Origin of the sequence: Microbacterium sp. SL62 (assembly GCF_026672635.1) — a bacterium.
Classification (GTDB): domain Bacteria; phylum Actinomycetota; class Actinomycetes; order Actinomycetales; family Microbacteriaceae; genus Microbacterium; species Microbacterium testaceum_A.
Map to the genome: position 1 here is coordinate 1,543,710 of NZ_JAPPRM010000001.1, position 19,100 is coordinate 1,562,809.

Annotated in this window: 19 protein-coding genes; 17 read left to right on the forward strand and 2 right to left on the reverse strand. The window is 70.3% G+C overall.

Translation table 11 applies throughout. The annotated features are described in order from the left end of the window. Positions 1-16 precede the first annotated feature (16 nt). From OVA26_RS07275 to OVA26_RS07300, 6 genes are all read left to right on the forward strand, one after another. Positions 17-253, forward strand: a complete 237-nt coding sequence (locus tag OVA26_RS07275; RefSeq protein ID WP_268103610.1) for a type II toxin-antitoxin system Phd/YefM family antitoxin — start codon at positions 17-19, stop codon at positions 251-253. Next, positions 250-639, forward strand: coding sequence for a type II toxin-antitoxin system VapC family toxin (locus tag OVA26_RS07280; RefSeq protein ID WP_268103611.1), 390 nt, complete (start codon positions 250-252; stop codon positions 637-639). The genes OVA26_RS07275 and OVA26_RS07280 overlap by 4 nt, the downstream gene beginning before the upstream one ends. A gap of 105 nt (positions 640-744) precedes the next feature. After that, on the forward strand, positions 745-1,275 hold the full coding sequence (locus OVA26_RS07285) for an RNA polymerase sigma factor (RefSeq protein WP_268103612.1): 531 nt from the start codon (positions 745-747) through the stop codon (positions 1,273-1,275). After that, positions 1,272-2,396: a hypothetical protein gene (locus tag OVA26_RS07290; RefSeq protein ID WP_268103613.1), complete on the forward strand. Its 1,125-nt coding sequence runs from the start codon at positions 1,272-1,274 to the stop codon at positions 2,394-2,396. Before OVA26_RS07285 ends, OVA26_RS07290 begins: the two co-directional genes overlap by 4 nt. 47 nt (positions 2,397-2,443) lie before the next feature. Continuing rightward, a complete protein-coding gene (locus tag OVA26_RS07295; protein WP_268103614.1) occupies positions 2,444-4,240 on the forward strand; it encodes a proline--tRNA ligase in 1,797 nt (598 codons plus the stop codon). A 91-nt stretch (positions 4,241-4,331) separates the two neighbouring features. Then, positions 4,332-5,153: an aldo/keto reductase gene (locus OVA26_RS07300; RefSeq protein ID WP_268103615.1), complete on the forward strand. Its 822-nt coding sequence runs from the start codon at positions 4,332-4,334 to the stop codon at positions 5,151-5,153. 9 nt (positions 5,154-5,162) lie between these two features. Here OVA26_RS07300 and OVA26_RS07305 read toward each other — a convergent pair whose 3' ends face one another. Then, positions 5,163-5,972, reverse strand: coding sequence for a DUF1206 domain-containing protein (locus tag OVA26_RS07305; RefSeq protein ID WP_268103616.1), 810 nt, complete (start codon positions 5,970-5,972; stop codon positions 5,163-5,165). Between the two features lie 174 nt (positions 5,973-6,146). Here OVA26_RS07305 and OVA26_RS07310 point away from each other — a divergent pair, with 174 nt between their 5' ends. The 6 genes from OVA26_RS07310 to rbfA all read left to right on the forward strand — a co-directional run bounded on the left by OVA26_RS07310 (position 6,147) and on the right by rbfA (position 14,644). Then, complete coding sequence (locus OVA26_RS07310; RefSeq protein ID WP_268103617.1) at positions 6,147-8,642, forward strand: glycogen/starch/alpha-glucan phosphorylase; 2,496 nt, start codon at positions 6,147-6,149, stop codon at positions 8,640-8,642. 311 nt (positions 8,643-8,953) lie between these two features. Further along, positions 8,954-9,556, forward strand: coding sequence for an HD domain-containing protein (locus tag OVA26_RS07315; RefSeq protein WP_268104895.1), 603 nt, complete (start codon positions 8,954-8,956; stop codon positions 9,554-9,556). A 215-nt stretch (positions 9,557-9,771) separates the two neighbouring features. Beyond that, the gene (nusA, locus tag OVA26_RS07320; RefSeq protein ID WP_074694211.1) at positions 9,772-10,761 is read left to right on the forward strand and encodes a transcription termination factor NusA; all 990 of its coding nucleotides are present in this window, start codon (positions 9,772-9,774) and stop codon (positions 10,759-10,761) included. A gap of 34 nt (positions 10,762-10,795) precedes the next feature. Continuing rightward, positions 10,796-11,047 carry a YlxR family protein gene (locus OVA26_RS07325; protein WP_268103618.1) on the forward strand — a complete coding sequence of 84 codons (252 nt, stop codon included), beginning with the start codon at positions 10,796-10,798 and terminating at the stop codon, positions 11,045-11,047. 93 nt (positions 11,048-11,140) lie between these two features. Then, positions 11,141-13,960, forward strand: coding sequence for a translation initiation factor IF-2 (gene infB, locus OVA26_RS07330; protein WP_268103619.1), 2,820 nt, complete (start codon positions 11,141-11,143; stop codon positions 13,958-13,960). Positions 13,961-14,161: 201 nt separating this feature from the next. Continuing rightward, positions 14,162-14,644: a 30S ribosome-binding factor RbfA gene (gene rbfA / locus OVA26_RS07335; protein WP_268103620.1), complete on the forward strand. Its 483-nt coding sequence runs from the start codon at positions 14,162-14,164 to the stop codon at positions 14,642-14,644. Between the two features lie 151 nt (positions 14,645-14,795). On the opposite strand, the gene OVA26_RS07340 is transcribed toward rbfA, so the two are convergent. Beyond that, positions 14,796-15,674 carry an A/G-specific adenine glycosylase gene (locus OVA26_RS07340; RefSeq protein WP_268103621.1) on the reverse strand — a complete coding sequence of 293 codons (879 nt, stop codon included), beginning with the start codon at positions 15,672-15,674 and terminating at the stop codon, positions 14,796-14,798. A 181-nt stretch (positions 15,675-15,855) separates the two neighbouring features. Here OVA26_RS07340 and OVA26_RS07345 point away from each other — a divergent pair, with 181 nt between their 5' ends. The 5 genes from OVA26_RS07345 to OVA26_RS07365 are packed head-to-tail and all read left to right on the forward strand — an operon-like array spanning position 15,856 to position 19,028. Then, entirely contained in the window at positions 15,856-16,359 is a 504-nt protein-coding gene (locus OVA26_RS07345) for a hypothetical protein (protein ID WP_268103622.1), read from the forward strand. Next, positions 16,359-17,252 carry a tRNA pseudouridine(55) synthase TruB gene (truB, locus tag OVA26_RS07350; protein ID WP_268103623.1) on the forward strand — a complete coding sequence of 298 codons (894 nt, stop codon included), beginning with the start codon at positions 16,359-16,361 and terminating at the stop codon, positions 17,250-17,252. The genes OVA26_RS07345 and truB overlap by 1 nt, the downstream gene beginning before the upstream one ends. Continuing rightward, positions 17,249-17,617, forward strand: a complete 369-nt coding sequence (locus OVA26_RS07355) for a hypothetical protein (protein ID WP_144782102.1) — start codon at positions 17,249-17,251, stop codon at positions 17,615-17,617. The genes truB and OVA26_RS07355 overlap by 4 nt, the downstream gene beginning before the upstream one ends. A 50-nt stretch (positions 17,618-17,667) precedes the next feature. Then, positions 17,668-18,087, forward strand: a complete 420-nt coding sequence (locus OVA26_RS07360; protein ID WP_268103624.1) for a hypothetical protein — start codon at positions 17,668-17,670, stop codon at positions 18,085-18,087. Further along, positions 18,084-19,028 (forward strand): bifunctional riboflavin kinase/FAD synthetase, encoded by a 945-nt coding sequence (locus OVA26_RS07365; RefSeq protein ID WP_268103625.1) that lies wholly within the window; start codon positions 18,084-18,086, stop codon positions 19,026-19,028. The genes OVA26_RS07360 and OVA26_RS07365 overlap by 4 nt, the downstream gene beginning before the upstream one ends. Positions 19,029-19,100 lie beyond the last annotated feature (72 nt).

The window sequence follows — 19,100 nt, forward strand, 5'->3', positions numbered from 1 at the left end:
GTGCGAGTCTGGTCGCATGAAGACGTCGCGAGTGAAAGTGCAGTACGCGAAGACGCACCTGTCTGCCCTCATCGCCTCCGTGCAACGTGGCGACGAGGTCGTCATCGCGCGGGGCGATACCCCGGCTGCGCGGCTGGTCGCTGTCGAGCCGCCCGCGCAGCGGGAGTTGGGCTTCGTGGCCTATGCCATCCCGGAGTCGTTCGCCGATCCCCTTCCCGAAGAGGAGCTCTCCGCCTGGGAGGTCGGTGCGTGAGGTATCTGCTCGACACGCACACGCTTCTCTGGGCCCTGACCGCCCCGGCCCGCCTCGGGCCGGCTTCCTCGGCTGTCCTCGCTGACCCGTCGTCGACGATCGTCGTGTCCGCCGCCTCGGCGTGGGAGATCTCGACGAAGCAGAGGATCGGCAAGCTCCCGCACGCCGATGCGCTCGTCGGGGGCTACGCGCGCCATCTCGATCGCCTCGGCGCGGAGAGGCTTCCCATCGATGAGACCCACGCGCTCCTCGCTGGATCCCTGCAGTGGGATCATCGTGACCCGTTCGACCGGATGCTCGCCGCGCAGGCGATGGTGGAGTCCCTCACGCTTCTCAGCAGCGACGACGCGTTCTCTCGGTTGGCGGGCCTCGCCGTTCAGTGGTGAGACCTGGGTGCCCGGGGGAGGTGAGTAGTCGAGCCGTCACCCTTTCGTTACCGAAACTGCCGCGTCGGTCGTGAACCGATCGACGGATCATGGACATTACAGAGTGTGGATGACGACGACGCCGGGCTGTGGATCCGGGTGCGCCAAGGCGACGAGCTCGCGCTCGCCGCGCTGTTCGATCGGCACGAGACGCGGCTGTTCCGGCACGCCTCGCGGCTGCTGACGAATCGAGAGGACGCGAAGGATGCCGTGACGGTGGCCTTCTTCGAACTGTGGCGCAAACGCGCCTCGGTGCGTCTGGTCGAGGGGTCGCCGCTGCCGTGGTTGCTGACGACCGTCGCGCACAGCGCCCGGAATCTCGAGCGGTCGAGCAGGCGTTATCGCGCCCTGCTCGATCGGGCTCCCGTCGCCGCGCAGGTGTCGATGGACGCTCACGACGACAGCGGCGTGCTCTCCGCGCTCAAGCGTCTGCCCGAACGGGAGCAGGCGGTCGTCGTTCTGTCGGTGCTCGAGGGCTACGCCGAGCGCGAGATCGCTCAGGCTCTCGGCATCCCGGCCGGAACGGTCAAATCGCGGCTCGCCCGCGCTAAAGCGAAATTGCGCGGCGAGCTCGCGCTGGAAGGGGCACGGGCATGAACGACGAACTGACGCCCTCCGAGCGCGCGGCCCTGCGCGCCCGCATCGTGGGCGGCGCCCACGACATCACGCCCGTCGGGGCGCACCGGAACGCCTGGATCGCGGGCTCCGTGGCGGCGGCTCTGGTGGTCGCGATCGCCGGGGGAGTGGCGGTGACCTCGACGCTGAGCGCACCCGAGATCGCGACCACGCCGTCGCCGAGCCCGACCGCCACGGCGGAGCCGGTGCTGACGGCGACGCCGACGGTCGCGCCGACCCCGACCCCGACCCCGACCCCGACGCCGACCTCCTCGTCGCCGGTTCTCGCCTTCGGTGGGAACTGTTCGGCTGTGCTCGATGCCGATGCGGCATCTTCGGTGGTCGGTGTTCCGATGCGTCTGTGGGAGGGGCTGTCCGTCTGGGACGCTCGATCGCTGGGCGGGGTCTCGTGCCACTGGCGGACGCAGGACTCCTCGGGGTGGCAGTCGGTGGGCGTCACCGTTCTTCCCTACTCCGTCGTGCCGGACGCCGTCCGCGCGAGGATCGGCGTCGCCCCGGTCTGCGAGGGCGGACCATGCGACTATTCGGAACGCTTCGGGGACGCGTGGGTGTCCGCGTACGCGAGCAGCGCCTCCGTCGCGTTGGACGCGGTAGCGGCGGTGGGGTCGCGCGCTGCCGCCTCGCCGGGAATCGAGCGGGCGCTTCCGGCGGCGGCCTGGCATCTCGATGGCTGTCAGGACCGTCTCCGTGGCGCCGTCGAGCAGACCCTTGGCCGTGTCGGACTCGAACCGGTGGGAACCGACGACGTGCCGCAGGGTCAGGAGTGGGACATCCTCACCGCTCGCGGTGCGGCCGCCTGGTGCTCGGTCGCCCCTCCCGTGTACGACGAGCCCGACTATTTCACGCTGCGGCTCAGTATCGCCCCCGGCCTGCAATCGGATCCGAGTGAGGTGGAGCGGTTCGGCGGCACTCCCGTTCAGGTCGACGGGGCCCGAGCCGCGTGGTGGATCCCACCGGCGAACGGGGTCGGCGGGCGACTGCGCGCGGACTCCGACGGGGGGATCATCGAGGCGGTGGGCACGGATCTTTCCGAGGAGCAGATGCGCGCGCTCGCCGCGAACATCATCGGCGCGCTCGGGTGACCCCCGGCATCCATTCCTCCCTCCCTCGCGGCCTAGACTCGTCTCTCGTGGTCACCCGTCTGTCGAAGTACTTCCTCCGCACGCTCCGCGAAGATCCCTCGGATGCCGAGGTCACGAGCCACCGCCTGCTCGTACGCGCCGGTTACATCCGTCGCAACGCCCCGGGCGTCTTCGCGTGGCTCCCTCTCGGTCTGAAGGTCAAGGCCAAGATCGAGGCCGTCGTCCGCGAGGAGATGGCGAACGCCGGAGCGTTCGAGGTTCACTTCCCGGCTCTGCTGCCCCGCGAGCCGTACGAGGTCACGGGCCGCTGGGAGGAGTATGGCGACGCGCTGTTCCGCCTGCAGGACCGCAAGGGAGCCGACTACCTGCTCGCGCCCACCCACGAGGAGATGTTCACCCTCCTGGTGAAGGACCTGTACTCGTCGTACAAGGACCTGCCGCTGACGATCTACCAGATCCAGGACAAGTACCGCGACGAAGCGCGTCCCCGCGCCGGCCTCCTGCGCGGCCGCGAGTTCACGATGAAGGACGCGTACTCGTTCGACGCGACGGATGCCGGACTCGACGCCTCGTACCAGGCTCAGCGCGACGCCTACGAGCGCATCTTCACCCGCCTGGGCCTCGAGTACGTGATCGTCGCAGCGGATGCCGGTGCGATGGGCGGATCGAAGTCGGAGGAGTTCCTGCACCCGACCCCCATCGGCGAGGACACCTTCGTGCGCTCGGCCGGCGGCTACGCGGCCAACGTCGAGGCCTTCACGACCGTCGTGCCCGACGCGCTGCCGATCGACGGTCAGCCCGAGGCCGTGATCTTCGACTCGCCGAACACCCCGACGATCGCGACCCTCGTCGACCACTCGAACGCGCACCTCGACGCCCCGGCTCCCGGCATCGCCGGCCCGGCCACGGCCGAGGCCACGCAATGGACGGCCGCGCACACGCTCAAGAACGTCGTGCTCGCCCTCACGCACCTCGACGGCACCCGCGAGCTGGTCGTCGTGGGTCTTCCCGGTGACCGCGACGTCGACGACAAGCGCGTCGAGGTCGCCTTCGCCCCCGCCGAGGTCGAGGCGGCCACCGAGGCCGACTTCGCGAAGAACCCCCTGCTGGTCAAGGGCTACATCGGCCCGTGGTCGCCGACCGGCGCCGTGCTGGGCGAGGAGTCGGCGACGAAGATCCGTTACTACCTCGACCCCCGAGTGGTCGATGGCACGGCGTGGATCACGGGCGCCAACATCGACCAGAAGCACGTGCACTCGCTCGTCGCGGGCCGCGACTTCGTCGGCGACGGCTTCGTCGAGGTCTCGACCGTGCGCGCGGGAGACCCCGCCCCCGACGGCTCGGGACCTGTGGAGCTGGCCCGCGGCATGGAGATCGGCCACGTCTTCCAGCTCGGCCGCAAGTACGCCGAGGCGCTGGGGCTGAAGGTGCTCGACGAGAACGGCAAGCTCGCCACCGTCACGATGGGTTCGTACGGCATCGGCGTCACCCGCATCCTCGCGATCATCGCCGAGCTCAACAACGACGCCAAGGGCCTCATCTGGCCCGAGTCCGTCGCCCCGTTCGACGTGCACGTGGTCGCGACCGGCCGTGACGCCGCCGCGTTCGAGCTCGCGGCATCCGTCTCCGACCAGCTCGAGGCCGCCGGTCTCGACGTGCTCTACGACGACCGCCCCAAGGTGTCGCCGGGCGTGAAGTTCGGCGACGCCGAGCTCGTCGGCATCCCGCGCATCCTCATCGTCGGTCGCGGCGCGGCCGAGGGGCAGGTCGAGCTCTGGGACCGCCGCACGGGCGAACGCGACACCGTGTCGGTAGCCGACGCGGTGGCGGCGCTGACGCGCTGATCCGGTACCGAAACGGCATCCGTCCCGCATCCGCCGGGAGGGATGCCGTTTCGTCGTCCACCCGTGCACCGGCATGGGTAGCGTGGATGCCATGATCTCGGCTCCCCGTCTGTCTCTGTCCGACGGCTCCACCATCCCGCAGCTCGGCGTCGGCACGTACAAAGTGCCCGCCGACGTCACCGCCGGTCTCGTCGAGGGCGCGCTCGCCGCCGGATATCGTCACATCGACACCGCCGCGCTCTACGGCAACGAGGCCGAGGTCGGCGAGGGTCTGCGCGCTGCGGGCCTCGATCGCGACGAGGTGTTCGTCACCACCAAGGTCTGGAACGACGACCAGGGGTTCGACGAGACGCTGCGGGCTTTCGACGCCAGCGCCGCGAAGCTCGGGCTCGAGCGGGTCGACCTGTACCTCATCCACTGGCCGATCCCGAGCGCCGATCGCTACGTCGACACCTGGAAGGCGCTGCAGCGTCTGCAGCAGGAGGGGCGGGCGACCTCGATCGGCGTCAGCAACTTCTCGGTCGTCCACCTCGAGCGCCTGCGCGACGAGACCGGACTGCTGCCGGCCGTGAACCAGGTCGAGCTGCACCCGCGCTTCCCGCAGACCGAGCTGGTCGACTGGCACGTCGCGAATGGCATCGTGACCGAGTCGTGGGCGCCGCTCGCGCGCGGCGGCCTGCTCGACGAGCCGGTGCTCGTCGGCATCGCCGAGAAGTACGGCAAGACGCCGGCCCAGGTCGTGATCCGCTGGCACCTGGATCGGGACCTCGTGGTGTTCCCGAAGTCGGTGTCGCTCGACCGCATCCGCGAGAACGGCGACGTCTTCGACTTCACCCTCGACGACGACGACCGCGCGACCATCGCGGGACTCGACACGGGAGAGCGCACGGGCCGCAACCCCGACCTCGACTGAGGTCCGGGCTCAGGCGTCGAGGCGGGCGTAACGTGCGCGGAAGACCGTGAAGACGCCGTAGGCGAGGAATCCCGCCCCGACGAGACAGGCGAGCACGGGACCGGCGGGCAGCGCCACGACGGCGGCGGTTGCTCCGTCGAGTCCGCCCGCGGTGTCGGGCTCGACGGTGACGGCGGCGACAACCACCAGCACGCCCACGATCAGCAGGGCCACGCCCTTCGCGACGAACCCGAGCACACCGAGCACCGTGAGGGCGAAGCCCCCGGGCCCGGCGGGCGTCCGCACCTTGGAGTGGAACGACCGGCGCAGGCCCATCCAGACGAAGCCGATACCGACCCCGGCCACCGCGAGGCCGACCGCACCGAGCACGAATCCGCCGATCGACCAGGTGAGAACTCCCTGGCTGAGGTCTTCGGCCGCCTGTTCCGCCCGCGGTCGGGCGCCCAGGGCGACGGATGCCGAGACGAGGCCGATCGCGACGAACACGAGGCCCTGCGGGGCTTCGGTGAGGATCCGTCCGATGCGTCGCCACACCGACAGGTGGCGCGGCGCGAACGCCTGCAGCAGGTGCCAGGCACCGAGGGCGACGAGTCCGACGGCGAGGGCCCACAGCGCCGCCGCTCCGAGGGGCACCGCGGCGAGCGCACGGAACGCCCCGGTCTGGTCGCTGTCCTCCGTCGCTCCGAAGCCGACCGCGATCACCAGACCGCCGATGAGCAGGTGCAGGATGCCGTTGGCCGCGTACCCCGCGCGCGCGGCGACGCGGAACGCGGGGTTGGCCTCCGCGTCCCGGGCGGCTTCGCGAGCGGAGGTGGACACTCGGGAACCGTACGCGGGTTGGCCGCCGGGCGATAATCCGGTTGTGCGTCCGCGCCTTCCGCGACGAGCGCGGCGAGAGGGTCGGGGGAGGCGTCATGCGGCGCCGGGGTGAAGATCGTGTGTCGTTCCCGTTCCACGTTGGCGTGAGCGGGCCGCACTGATTACGGTCGGATCATGCCCGAGAACACCGCTGAGCTGCGCCCCACTCACCCGCTCGCGATCGCGCCGGTCGTCGCCCCCGCGGCATCCGTCGACGGCTTCGCGAAGCAGTTCCTGCAGAACCTCAACTTCGACCAGGGCGTCACGCTGTCGACCTCCGACGTCAACGACCAGTACCTCGCCCTGGCCTACACCGTGCGCGACTACCTCATGGCGCGCTGGTTCGACGATCGCGCGCAGCAGAAGGCCCAGCAGAACAAGACCGTCTGCTACCTCTCGGCCGAGTACCTGCTGGGGCGCCAGCTCGACAACAATCTCCTCGCGGCGCGTCTGACCGACATCGCCACCGAGGCTCTCGCGCAGTGCGGCATCGACATCGACGACCTGCGTCAGGTCGAGATCGAGCCGGGGCTCGGCAACGGCGGCCTGGGTCGCCTCGCGGCCTGCTTCATCGACTCGCTCGCGACGATGAGCATCCCCACCATCGGCTACGGCATCCGCTACGAGTACGGCATCTTCCGTCAGGCCTTCGCCGACGGGCAGCAGGTCGAGCAGCCCGACGCGTGGCTGCGCATGGGGTCCCCCTGGGACTTCGCCCACCCCGAGGCGGCGCAGACGGTCTCGTTCGCCGGCCGCACCGAGACCTACGACGACGAGGGCGTCGAGCGCACGCGCTGGATCCCCGAGTGGAACGTGCTCGCGGTGCCCTACAACATGATGGTCCCGGGCTACCACAACGGTCGCGTGAACACCCTGCGCCTGTGGCGCGCGGTGGCCACCAACGCCTTCGACCTGCACACCTTCAACTCCGGCGACTACGTCGAGTCGGTGCGCGCGCAGACCTTCGCCGAGAACATCTCGAAGGTGCTCTACCCCGAAGACTCGACGCCCCAGGGCAAGGAGCTGCGCCTGCAGCAGCAGTACTTCTTCGTCGCGGCATCCATCGCCGACTTCATCGAGAACGTGCTGCCCGACGACTTCGACATCGAGAAGCTTCCCGAGCGCGTGATCTTCCAGCTCAACGACACCCACCCGGTCATCGGGGTGCCCGAGCTGATGCGCGTGCTCGTCGACGAGAAGAAGCTCGAATGGGATGCCGCGTGGGCGATCACACAGAAGTGCTTCGCGTACACGTGTCACACGCTGCTGCCCGAGGCGCTCGAGGTCTGGTCGGTCGACCTACTCGGCCGCCTGCTGCCGCGCCACCTGGAGATCATCTACCGCATCAACGACGAGTTCCTGCTCGAGGTGCGCGAGCGCTTCGGAGACGACGAGATGCTCATCCGCAACATGTCGATCATCGGCGAGCACCCCTCGCGCTCGGTGCGCATGGCCTACCTCGCCACGGTCGCGGGCTCGAAGGTCAACGGCGTCGCCGAGCTGCACTCGCAACTGCTGCGCGACAACGTGCTGAAAGACTTCGCCACCATGTGGCCCGACAAGTTCACCAACGTCACCAACGGCGTGACGCCGCGCCGCTTCCTGCGCCTGGCCAACCCCGACCTCTCGAGCCTGATCACCGAGGCCCTCGGCGCCGGGTGGACCGTCGACCTCGAACGCCTGCGGGGCCTCGAGGCCCTCGCCGACGACGCCGATTTCCGCGAGCGCTTCGCCGCGGTGAAGGCATCGAACAAGCGCCGCCTCAGCAGCGTGCTCGAGGCCCGGGGCGAGGCGCCGCTCGACGACGGGCACATGCTCGACGTCATGATCAAGCGCCTGCACGAGTACAAACGGCAGACGCTGAAGGTGCTGCACATCGTCAGCACCTACGAGGGGATCGTCTCGGGTCGCCTCGACGTCGACGAGGTGCAGGCGCGCACGTTCCTCTTCGGCGCGAAGGCCGCGCCCGGTTACGGCATGGCCAAGCGCATCATCCACCTCATCAACGCCGTCGGCGAGGTGGTCAGCGCCGACGAGCGGGTCAAGGGCAAGCTCAAGGTCGTCTACCCGGCGAACTACAACGTCACCCTGGCCGAGCGCATCATCCCCGCCGCCGATCTGTCGGAGCAGATCTCGCTCGCCGGCAAAGAGGCCTCGGGCACGGGCAACATGAAGCTCGCCCTCAACGGCGCCCTCACCATCGGCACCGACGACGGCGCGAACGTCGAGATCCGCAAGCTCGTCGGCGACGACAACTTCTTCCTCTTCGGCATGAGCGAGCCCGAGGTCGAGGCGCTGTGGGCTGAGGGGTACCGCCCCGCCGACTTCTACCAGAAGGACGAGCGCCTCCGCAGCGCCATCGATCTCATCGCCTCGGGCGCCTTCTCGGGCGGCGACCGCACCGTGTTCGAGCCGCTGGTATCGAACCTGCTGTACGAAGACCGTTTCATGGCGCTCGCCGACTTCTCGACCTACCTCGACGCCCAGGAGCGCGTCGACGCGGCGTACGCCGACCAGGACGGATGGGTGCGCTCGGCGATTCTCAACGTCGCGCGCAGTGGCTACTTCTCGTCCGATCGCGCCATGCGCGACTACCTCGACCGCATCTGGCACGCCACCCCGGTGAGCTGACGCGGTTTCCGGATGCCGCGACCCGGGCGCTCGCCCGACGTCGCGGCATCCGTCGATTTCGGCGGTGGAACGCGGGGCGGTGGCGCGGGGCGCGGGGCGGTGGCGGGCGGGTCGGGTTCACAACGCAGGAGATTCGGATGCCGTGCGGCCGGCGCCCCGCGGAACCGCGCGGTCGTCGTCGCGTTCGGCGTCCGAATCTCCTGCGTCCTGCCCGCGCGCTGGCGGGAAGGCTGCGAAGGGTGGCCGCCGCGCGTCTGGTCGACGAGCGCGGGTTCCGCGAGAGTGGGGGTCCACCCGATCCCGGAGGCTCCGTGCGCATCAGCGACTTCCCCGTTCCCGACACCCTCGCCGCCCGCGGGGCCCTCGCGCTGGCGCAGCGGTACCAGTCGCCCGCGATCACGGCTCACGTGCTGCGGTCGTGGCTGTGGGCCGAGGCGTTCGCGGTGATCGACGTCATCGGGAACATCGACCATGAGCTGCTCTACGTCGCCGCGGTGCTGCATGACATCGGCACGGTGGGGGAGTTCGACAACCACGCGCTGTCGTACGAGCACGCGGGCGGGCACGTCGGCGTCGCGCTCACCGCCGGCGCGGGGTGGGAGCAGCCCCGACGCGAGCGCGTGCTCGAGGTGATCGTGCGGCACAACTGGCCGCGCGTGGATCCGTCGATGGATGCCGAGGGGCATCTGCTCGAGATCGCGACGGGCCTCGACATCTCGGGTGCCCGTCCCGACGCGCTGCCCGAGGATTTCCGGCGCGAGGTGCTCGCCGCTCACCCGCGCGGCGCCCTCGCCACCGAGTTCGGCGCGTGCGTGCTCGACCAGGCGGCGCGCAAGCCCGACACCGCCGCCCGGCGCCTGGTAGACGGGGGAGTGGTGGCCAAGCTCGCGGCGAACCCGCTGGAGCGTCTTTGACGGCGGCGGAGCCGGATCGACACAGCGCAGGAGATGCGGCGTCCGAGGCTGCCGGTTCTCGCGCGACGCGCCATCCCGCCCGGATTCTCCTGCGTCCTGTCGCCGAGCGCGAGGGTCCGATGTCTCGCGGGTCGCGGGGACCGCGGCATCCCGGGTATCGTAGGAGGGTTGTCGGCGCCGGTCGTGCCGACGAAAGCTGAACAACGGAGGGCCTTGTGGACATCGATCTCGCACTACTGAAGACGATCGAACGCGAGAAGGAGATCCCCTTCGACGAACTCGCGCGCATCATCGAGCAGGCGATCCTGACCGCCTACGCCAAGCACATCTCGCCGACCGGCGAGATCCCCACCGGTGCACGCGCCACCCTCGACCGCAAGACCGGTCACGTGGGCATCTTCACGCCCGTGACCGACGACGAGGGCGCGATCATCGGCGAAGAGGAGCAGGCCCCCGACGACTTCGGTCGCATCGCGGCCTTCGCCGCCAAGCAGGTCATCAGCCAGCGTCTGCGCGACATCGCCGACGACGCCGTGCTGGGCGAGTTCCGCGGCAAAGAGGGCGACATCGTCGCCGGCGTCGTGCAGCAGGGCCCCAACCCGCGCATGGTCCACGTCGATCTCGGCACGGTCGAGGCGATCCTCCCGCCCGAAGAGCAGGTGCCCGGCGAGACCTACGCCCACGGCTCGCGACTGCGCGTCTACGTCACGAGCGTCTCGAAGGGCAACAAGGGCCCGCAGATCACCGTGTCGCGCACGCACCCGGGCCTGGTCCGCAAGCTCTTCGCCCTCGAGGTGCCCGAGATCGCCGCGGGGCTCGTCGAGATCGTCTCGCTCGCCCGCGAGGCCGGCCACCGTTCGAAGATCGCGGTCAAGGCCAACGACCCGACAGTGAACGCCAAGGGCGCCTGCATCGGAGAGCTCGGCCGCCGCGTGCGCGCCGTCACCGAAGAGCTCGCCGGCGAGAAGATCGACATCATCGACTACGACGCCGAGCTGCCGCGCTTCGTCGCGAACGCCCTGTCGCCGGCGAAGGTCACTTCGTCGTTCGTCCTGGATGCCACGACCAAGGCCGTCCGCGCCCTCGTGCCCGACTACCAGCTGTCGCTCGCGATCGGCAAAGAGGGGCAGAACGCCCGTCTGGCCGCCAAGCTGACCGGTGCGAAGATCGACATCCAGCCCGACAGTATCCTCGAAGACAACTGAGCGTCCGATCGTCCCCACGATCGCGAGGTGTAGGATGGAACCCGTACGAACGTGCGTCGGATGCCGCGCACGTGCCCCCCGATCCTCGCTTCTGCGTGTGGTCGCGAACGGATCCGTCCTCGTCGCTGACGAGCGAGCGGTTCTTCCCGGCCGGGGCGCGTGGGTGCACGAGACGGACGCGTGTGTGAGCAAAGCGCTCGCACGTCGCGCTTTCGTACGAGCATTGCGTGTGTCAGGCCCGCTTGACACGCAGACCTTCGAATCACACCACCAGCGAAAAGGCTGAACGGCTATGGACACGAAGTGAACGGCTCGAAATGAGACCCGTCCGCAACTAACGGTCTGCCCTGTCCGGGGTGGGCCCTCAGACAGGAGAATTGTGGCAAAACCACGCGTGCACGAGATCGCTTCCGAGCTCGGCGTCGACAGCAAGGTCGCGCTTGCGAAGCTGAAGGAGCTCGGCGAATTCGTCAAGAGCCCCTCATCCACCATCGAACCCCCGGTGGCCCGTAAGCTCCGCGCTGCGCTGGCCTCCGAAGGCTCGTCTTCCTCTTCGGATGCCAAGCCCGCCGCCTCCGCGGCGCGCCCCGGCGCCCGTCCTGGTCCGGCTCGTCCGGCCGCGACCCCCGGCAACCGTCCGTCGGGTCCCACGCCCGGACCCGCGAAGCCCGCGGCCCCCGCCGCTCCCGCAGCGGCTCCGGCCGAGGCTGCACCCGCGGCATCCGCCCCGGCTTCCGAGGCCCCCGCGGCCGCGTCGGCGGCGAAGCCCTCGACTCCGTCGTCTCCGCCGAGCCCCGGCTCGACCCCTCCGACCCCCGGTGCCGCTGCACCCGGTGCCGGTGCCCCCAAGCCCGGCCCGAGCGCGCCCCCGCGTCCGGGTGGAGCCCGTCCGGGCAACAACCCGTTCGCGTCCTCGCAGGGCATGGGCCAGCGTCCCGCCGGCCCCCGTCCGGGTAACAACCCCTTCGCTTCGGCGCAGGGAATGGGCCAGCGCCCGACCCCCGGCAACATCCCGCGTCCGCAGGCTCCGCGCCCCGGCGCCCCGCGTCCCGGTGCCCCGCGCCCCGGTGGTGCCGGTCGTCCCGGTGGCGGCGGTCGTCCCGGCGCTCCGTTCCAGCAGCGTCCCGGCGGTCCCGGTCGTCCCGGCGGCGCCGGTGGCGGCTTCCAGCGCCCCGGTGGCGGCGCTCCGGCCGGTGGTTTCGCCGGTCGTCCCGGTGGCGGCGGTGGCCGTGGCCGTGGTCCCGGCGGTGGTACCGCAGGTGCCTTCGGTAAGGGTGGCGGCAAGTCCAAGCAGCGTAAGTCGCGTCGGGCGAAGCGGCAGGAATTCGAGATGCGGTCGGCGCCGGTCGTCGGCGGCGTCAACGTGTCGAAGGGCAACGGCGAGATCATCCGCCTGCGTCGCGGTGCCTCCATCGCCGACTTCGCGGACAAGCTCGAAGCCTTGCGCGGCTACACCGTGCAGCCCGGCACGCTGGTGACCATCCTGTTCAACCTGGGCGAGATGGCCACCGCGACCGAGTCGCTCGACGAGGCCACCTTCGAGGTGCTCGGAGCCGAGCTCGGCTACAAGATCCAGATGGTCTCGCCCGAGGACGAAGACAAGGAGCTCCTCGAGGGCTTCGGTCTCGACCTCGACGCCGAGCTCGAGGCCGAGAGCGAGGACGATCTCGAGATCCGTCCTCCCGTGGTCACCGTCATGGGCCACGTCGACCACGGTAAGACGCGACTGCTCGACGCCATCCGCCAGACCAACGTGGTCGCGGGCGAGGCCGGCGGCATCACGCAGCACATCGGTGCGTACCAGATCTGGACCGAGCACGAGGGCATCGAGCGCGCGATCACCTTCATCGACACCCCGGGTCACGAGGCGTTCACCGCCATGCGTGCCCGTGGTGCGCAGGTGACCGACATCGCGATCCTCGTGGTCGCGGCCGACGACGGCATCATGCCCCAGACGGTCGAGGCGCTGAACCACGCCCAGGCGGCGAACGTGCCGATCGTGGTCGCGGTCAACAAGGTCGACAAGCCCGACGCCAACCCCGCTAAGGTGCGCCAGCAGCTCACCGAGTACGGTCTGGTCGCCGAGGAGTACGGCGGAGACGTCATGTTCGTCGACGTCTCGGCTCGACAGAACCTCAACATCCAGGCCCTCCTGGATGCGGTCCTGCTCACCGCCGACGCCGGCCTCGACCTCACGGCCAACCCGAACAAGGCGGCCCGCGGTGTCGCGATCGAAGCGAAGCTCGACAAGGGTCGCGGTTCGGTCGCCACGGTGCTCATCCAGTCCGGAACCCTCCGCGTCGGTGACGCGATCGTCGCCGGAACGGCCTACGGCCGCGTCCGCGCGATGATGGACGAGAACGGCGAAGCGGTCGACGAGGCCTACCCGTCGCGTCCCGTCTCGGTTCAGGGTCTCAACTCCGTGCCCCGCGCCGGCGACGTCTTCATCGTCACCGAAGAGGACCGCACCGCCCGTCAGATCGCCGAGAAGCGTGAAGCGGCCGAGCGCAACGCCCAGCTGGCCAAGGCCCGCAAGCGCATCTCGCTCGAAGACTTCACCCGCGCTCTCGAAGAGGGCAAGGTCGAGTCGCTCAACCTCATCATCAAGGGTGACGTGTCGGGTGCCGTCGAGGCGCTCGAGGAGTCGCTGCTCAAGATCGAGGTCGACGACAGCGTCCAGCTGCGCATCATCCACCGCGGTGTGGGTGCGATCACCGAGTCGGACATCAACCTGGCCACGATCGACAACGCGATCGTGATCGGCTTCAACGTCCGCCCCGACACGAAGGCCCGTGAGCGCGCCGCCCGCGAGGGTGTCGACGTGCGGTTCTACTCGGTCATCTACAACGCGATCGACGACGTCGAGCAGTCGCTCAAGGGCCTGCTCAAGCCGGAGTTCGAAGAGGTGCAGTCGGGTGTCGCCGAGATCCGCGAGGTGTTCCGCTCCTCGAAGTTCGGCAACATCGCCGGTGTCATCGTGCGATCGGGAACGATCACGCGAAACGCCAAGGCTCGCGTCATCCGCGACGGTGTCGTGCTCGCCGACGGCCTGGCCATCGAGTCGCTGCGTCGCTTCAAGGACGACGTCACCGAGGTTCGGACGGACTTCGAGGCCGGTATCGGTCTCGGCAAGTTCAATGACATCCAGATCGGCGACGAGATCGAGACCACCGAAATGGTCGAGAAGCCGCGAGGCTGATCACACCTGGCGGGAGTCGCGTCTTCGGGCGCGGCTCCCGCTTCGGGCTGCGGGGGTGTGTGCCTCCCCGAGCAGAGCGGGGCCCCTACCCCGATGCTCGTGGAGACACGCACCCCCTCCGCCCTACGCTGGGGGCGGCGTCCGTAGCCGGACGCCCACCGGCCGCGATCACTCGCGGCGGTATGAGAGAAGGAGAAGGCAGTGGCAGGGGAACGACAGGCCCGAGTGGCGGACCGGATTCGCGTGGTGCTCGCCGAGCGTCTCGAGAAGGGGCTGCGCGACCCGCGGCTCGGATTCGTCACCATCACCGACGTGCGGGTCACGGGTGACCTCCAGCACGCGTCGGTGTTCTACACCGTCATGGGCGACGAGGCGCACCGCGCCGACACCGCCGCCGCGCTGAAGTCGGCGACCGGCATGCTGCGCAGCGAGGTCGGCAAGAACCTCAACACGCGCCTGACACCGTCGCTCGAGTTCATCCTCGACGGAATCCCCGAGAACGCCGACCACATCTCGGCCCTCCTGCGCGAAGCGCGCGAGCGCGACGAGTCCGTCGCCGGTCTCGCCGCCTCGGCCGCGTACGCCGGCGACGCCGACCCGTACGTCAAGCCGCGCGACGAAGACGATGAGGACGACGTCGACGACGATGAGGATGACGACGAGGACGACGCCCCGCGCGCCTGACCCTCGAAACGACACGGCCGGACCCCGCCACATCGGCGGAGTCCGGCCGTTCGTCTTGCCATGGCATCCGGACCGCGATCCTGGAGACGCGAAGAGCGACGTGCCGGTTCGCGGCGGGATCGGGGCGGCGGGCGTCGGACCGGACTCGGTTTCAGGATGCCGGGTGGCCCGGCAGGCGCAGATGCTCATCGGCCGCTTCCACGAGGCCGTCGGCGATGAGGGAGTCGATGGCGCGGTCGCGCTGCGCGGCATCCGGCCATTCGGGGATCACCGCGAACGCCGGGACCGCCGCGGGCGCCGCCTCGCGCAGGGTCTTCAGTACCGCCCCGCGGGTCTGGCGATCGCTGCCCTCGTACGTGGCCTGCTTGCGTCGGCGGTCTTCGGATGCCGGGTACCCGGCCGCCCGCCATGCGCACTGGGCCGCGAGGGGGCATGCCTCGCACTTCGGCGCGCGGGCGGTGCAGACGATCGCGCCGAGTTCCATCGCGGCGGCGTTGACGATCGCGGACTCGGCGATGTCGGCGGGGAGCTCGGCCTCCATCGCTTCGAGATCGCGGCGGTGCGGCGGACCGGGCTGCGCGCGACCCTCGATGGCGCGGGCGAGCACGCGGCGGGTGTTCGTGTCGACGACCGGATGCCGATCGCCGTACGCGAAGACCGCGACGGCCCGCGCGGTGTAGTCGCCGATCCCGGTGAGGGCCAGCAACGCCTCCACGTCGCGGGGAACGACCCCGTCGTGGCGATCGCGGATCTCGACGGCGGCGCGGTGCAACCACAGCGCGCGGCGCGGATAGCCGAGGTTCGCCCACTGCGTGACGGCGTCGCCCGGGGGAGAGGCGGCGAGGTCGGCGGGCGTCGGCCAGCGCGTCAGCCACGCCTCGAGGTGCGGGACGACGCGGTTCACCGGCGTCTGCTGCAGCATGAACTCGCTGACGAGCGTGCCCCACGCCCCGAACCCCTCGCGGCGCCAGGGGAGGTCGCGGGCCGCGTCGCGGTACCACGCGATGAGCGGGGCGGCGAGTCCTGGCATCCGTCCAGCCTACGGTCGTCAGCGGGGCGGAACTTCACGCGTGAACGCTGTTCGCGCGCGTGAACGCGGGCTGCTCGCGTTTCTTCGCGCCATCGCGTTTGCGCTTGAGGGGCGCTGCGGCGGGGCCCTCGCGGGGCGGCGGGAGCGGTCGGGTGGCGGTGGTCGAAAGTAGGCTGGAGGCATGTCGAGTGAGAACCCCGTCGAGACCCTGCAGCGGAGCCTGCGCGACCTGATGCGGCAGAACGCCCGCGCGGGGAGCGTCGTGGTCGCGATCGATGCGCTCGACGCCGAGGCCGCCTCGACCTTCGCCGACGCGTTCGCCGCGGCGATCGAGGCCGAGGGAACCGCGGTGTTCCGCGAGAACCTCGCCGACCACGCCGACGACGTGCGCGAGCGCCTCGTCGCGCCGTTCCGTTCGGGTGAGCCCTTCGGTGACTCGCCGGCCGCGCCGGCCGATGCGGTGCTCGTCGTATCGGGCCGCTTCCTGCACACCGCCGAGCTGCGCACCCTCTACAACTTCTCCGTCTGGCTCGAGAGCAACCCGCCCATCGGCGCTGCGCGCCCGGAGCTTCCGGAGATCGAGAAGCACTACCTCAGCGAGTCGCGGCCTCGCGTGGCGGCATCCGTCATCGTCGAGAACTCCGACCCCTCGCACCCGGTGCAGGTGTTCGGAGACTTCTGCTGATGGTGCGTCCCGGAATCCTCCTGGTCGACAAGCCCGGAGGCATCACCAGCCATGACGTCGTGTCGCGGGCGCGGCGCGCGCTCGGCACCCGCAAGATCGGGCACGCCGGCACGCTCGACCCGATGGCCACGGGCCTGCTCGTGCTCGGCGTCGAGGGAGCGACGCGCCTGCTGACCTACATCGTCGGCGCCGACAAGACGTACGAGGCCACCATTCTGCTGGGGGTCGCCACCGACAGCGACGACGCCGACGGTGTCGAAACGGCTAAGGCGGATGCCGCTGCCGTCGCCGCCGTGACCGATGAGGCCATCGCGGCCGGCATCGCCGACCTCACCGGCGACATCCAGCAGGTGCCCAGCACCGTCTCGGCCATCAAGGTCGCGGGCCGTCGTGCCTACGACCTCGCGCGCGCCGGCGAAGAGGTCGAACTCACGGCGCGGAGCGTCACGGTCTCGCGGTTCGAGGTGCGCGAGACGCGCCGCGGCGAGGGCACGATCGAGCTCGCTGTGGTCGTGGACTGCACGAGCGGCACCTACATCCGCGCTCTCGCTCGCGACCTCGGGCGCGCGGTCGGCATCGGAGGACACCTCACGGCTCTCCGTCGCACGCGCATCGGGGCGTTCGACGTCGCCGCCGCCGCATCCGTCGACGACATCGCCGAAGACGCCCTCGTCGCACCCGCGACCGCGGCCGCCGTCGTGATGAGCGTCCTCGCCGTGGGCGACGACGAGGCGCGAGATCTGCGGCACGGCAAGCGCATCGACGGGGGAGGCCGACTGACCGTCGCGGTCGCGGCCGCGATCGACCCCGAGGGGCGCCTGATCGGCGTCGTCGAGAAACGCGGCACGCAGGTGAAGAGCGTCATGAACATGCCCGAGGAGGCCGCCCGATGATCCTGTGGTTCACGTTCGCACAGGTGGGCATCGCCGTGCTCGCGGGCCTCGTCGCCATCACCGCGGGGCTCATCGGCCGCCGGCCGGGAGACGTGACGGTCGGCTCGCTCGCCCTCATCGAGCTGCTGCTGATCGTGCAGATCGTCGTCGCGATCATCTCGCCGTTCGCGGGTAACCCCCCCTCGGGCAGCCTGCTCGAGTTCTGGACCTACCTCGTGTCGGCCGCCCTCGTCCCGGTCGCCGGAGCCGCGTGGGCGCTGATCGAACGCAGCCGCTGGAGCACCGTCATCATGGGCGTCGCGGCCCTCGCCGTCGCGGTCATGGTGTGGCGCATGCACATCATCTGGACCGTGCAGCTGGCGTGAGGGCGCACCGCCGCTCGGTCACGGCGCGGGCGAACTAGAATCGACAGGTCATGGCATCCACCACTCCCACCCGCTCCCGGGGGATGACCGGCATCGGCCGTGTCCTCGTCGTCGTCTACGGCATCATGGCGCTCGCCGCCACGGGCCGCTCATTCGTGCAGATCGTGCGCGAGTTCGACGACGCCCCTCTCGCGTACTCGCTGTCGGCTCTCGCCGCCGTCGTCTACATCCTCGCGACCCTCGCGCTCGTCTTCTCGGCGCGGCCCGCGTGGTACCGCGTCGCCTGGATCGCGATCGGCTTCGAGCTGGTGGGCGTGCTCCTGGTGGGCACCCTGAGCCTCGTTCTTCCCGCGCTGTTCCAGCACCCCACCGTGTGGTCGGTCTACGGCTACGGGTACCTGTTCATCCCGCTGGCGCTGCCCTTCCTCGGGCTCTGGTGGCTCACGCGCCATCGACGGGCGACGCGATGATCGTCTTCCGCGATCCCTCCGAGGTCCCGGCGGACTTCGGGCCCTCGGTGGTGGCGATCGGAAAGTTCGACGGCGTGCACGCCGGCCACCGCGCCGTGATCGATCGTGCACGCATCGACGCGTCCGACGGCGCACGCGTCGTCGCGGTGACCTTCGACCGCAACCCGCTCAGCATCCTCCGCCCCGAGAAGTGCCCCCCCGACGTGATCGGGCCGCACCAGAAGCTCGAGTTGCTCGAGCGCGCCGGCGTCGACGCGACGCTGCTGCTGACCTTCGACGAGGAGCTCGCGGCGATCCCGGCCGACGAGTTCGTGCTCGCCGTGCTCGTGGAGGCGTTGCAGGCGCGCACGGTGCTCGTGGGCCGTGACTTCCGCTTCGGCGCCGGGGGAGCGGGCGGACCCGACCTCTTGGTCCGCATGGGAGCCGAGTACGGGTTCCGCGTCGATGTGGTCGATGACGTGCGGGCCGTCCACGCCGACCGGCGCGTGTCATCCACGTGGATCCGCGAGGCCCTCTCGGCGGGCGATGTCGCGACGGCCGCGCGCCTTCTGGGTCGCGCTCCCTCGGTGTGGGGCGAGGTCGTGCACGGGCTGAAGCGGGGGCGCGAGCTCGGGTACCCGACCGCGAACCTCTCGCCCGAGCTCGAGGGCTTCGTCCCCGCCGACGGCGTGTACGCGGGCTGGCTCGTCGACGTCGACGGGGCTCGGCGCATCAGCTACCCGGCCGCGATCAGCGTCGGCACCAATCCCACGTTCGACGACGTGCACGCGCGGCAGGTCGAGGCGTACGTGATCGACGAGACCGGGCTGGACCTGTACGGCCACCACGTCGAGGTGCGTTTCGTGGAGCGGGTGCGCGAGATGACGGCGTTCGACGGCATCGACGCGTTGCTCGTGCAGATGGCGGACGACGTGGAGCGAGCGCGGGCGATCCTGCGCTGAGGTGCGGGCCGGGGCCGGGCTGGGTGGTTTCGGGGCGCGTTGCGTGGCTACGGGGCGGTGGACGTGGCCGCG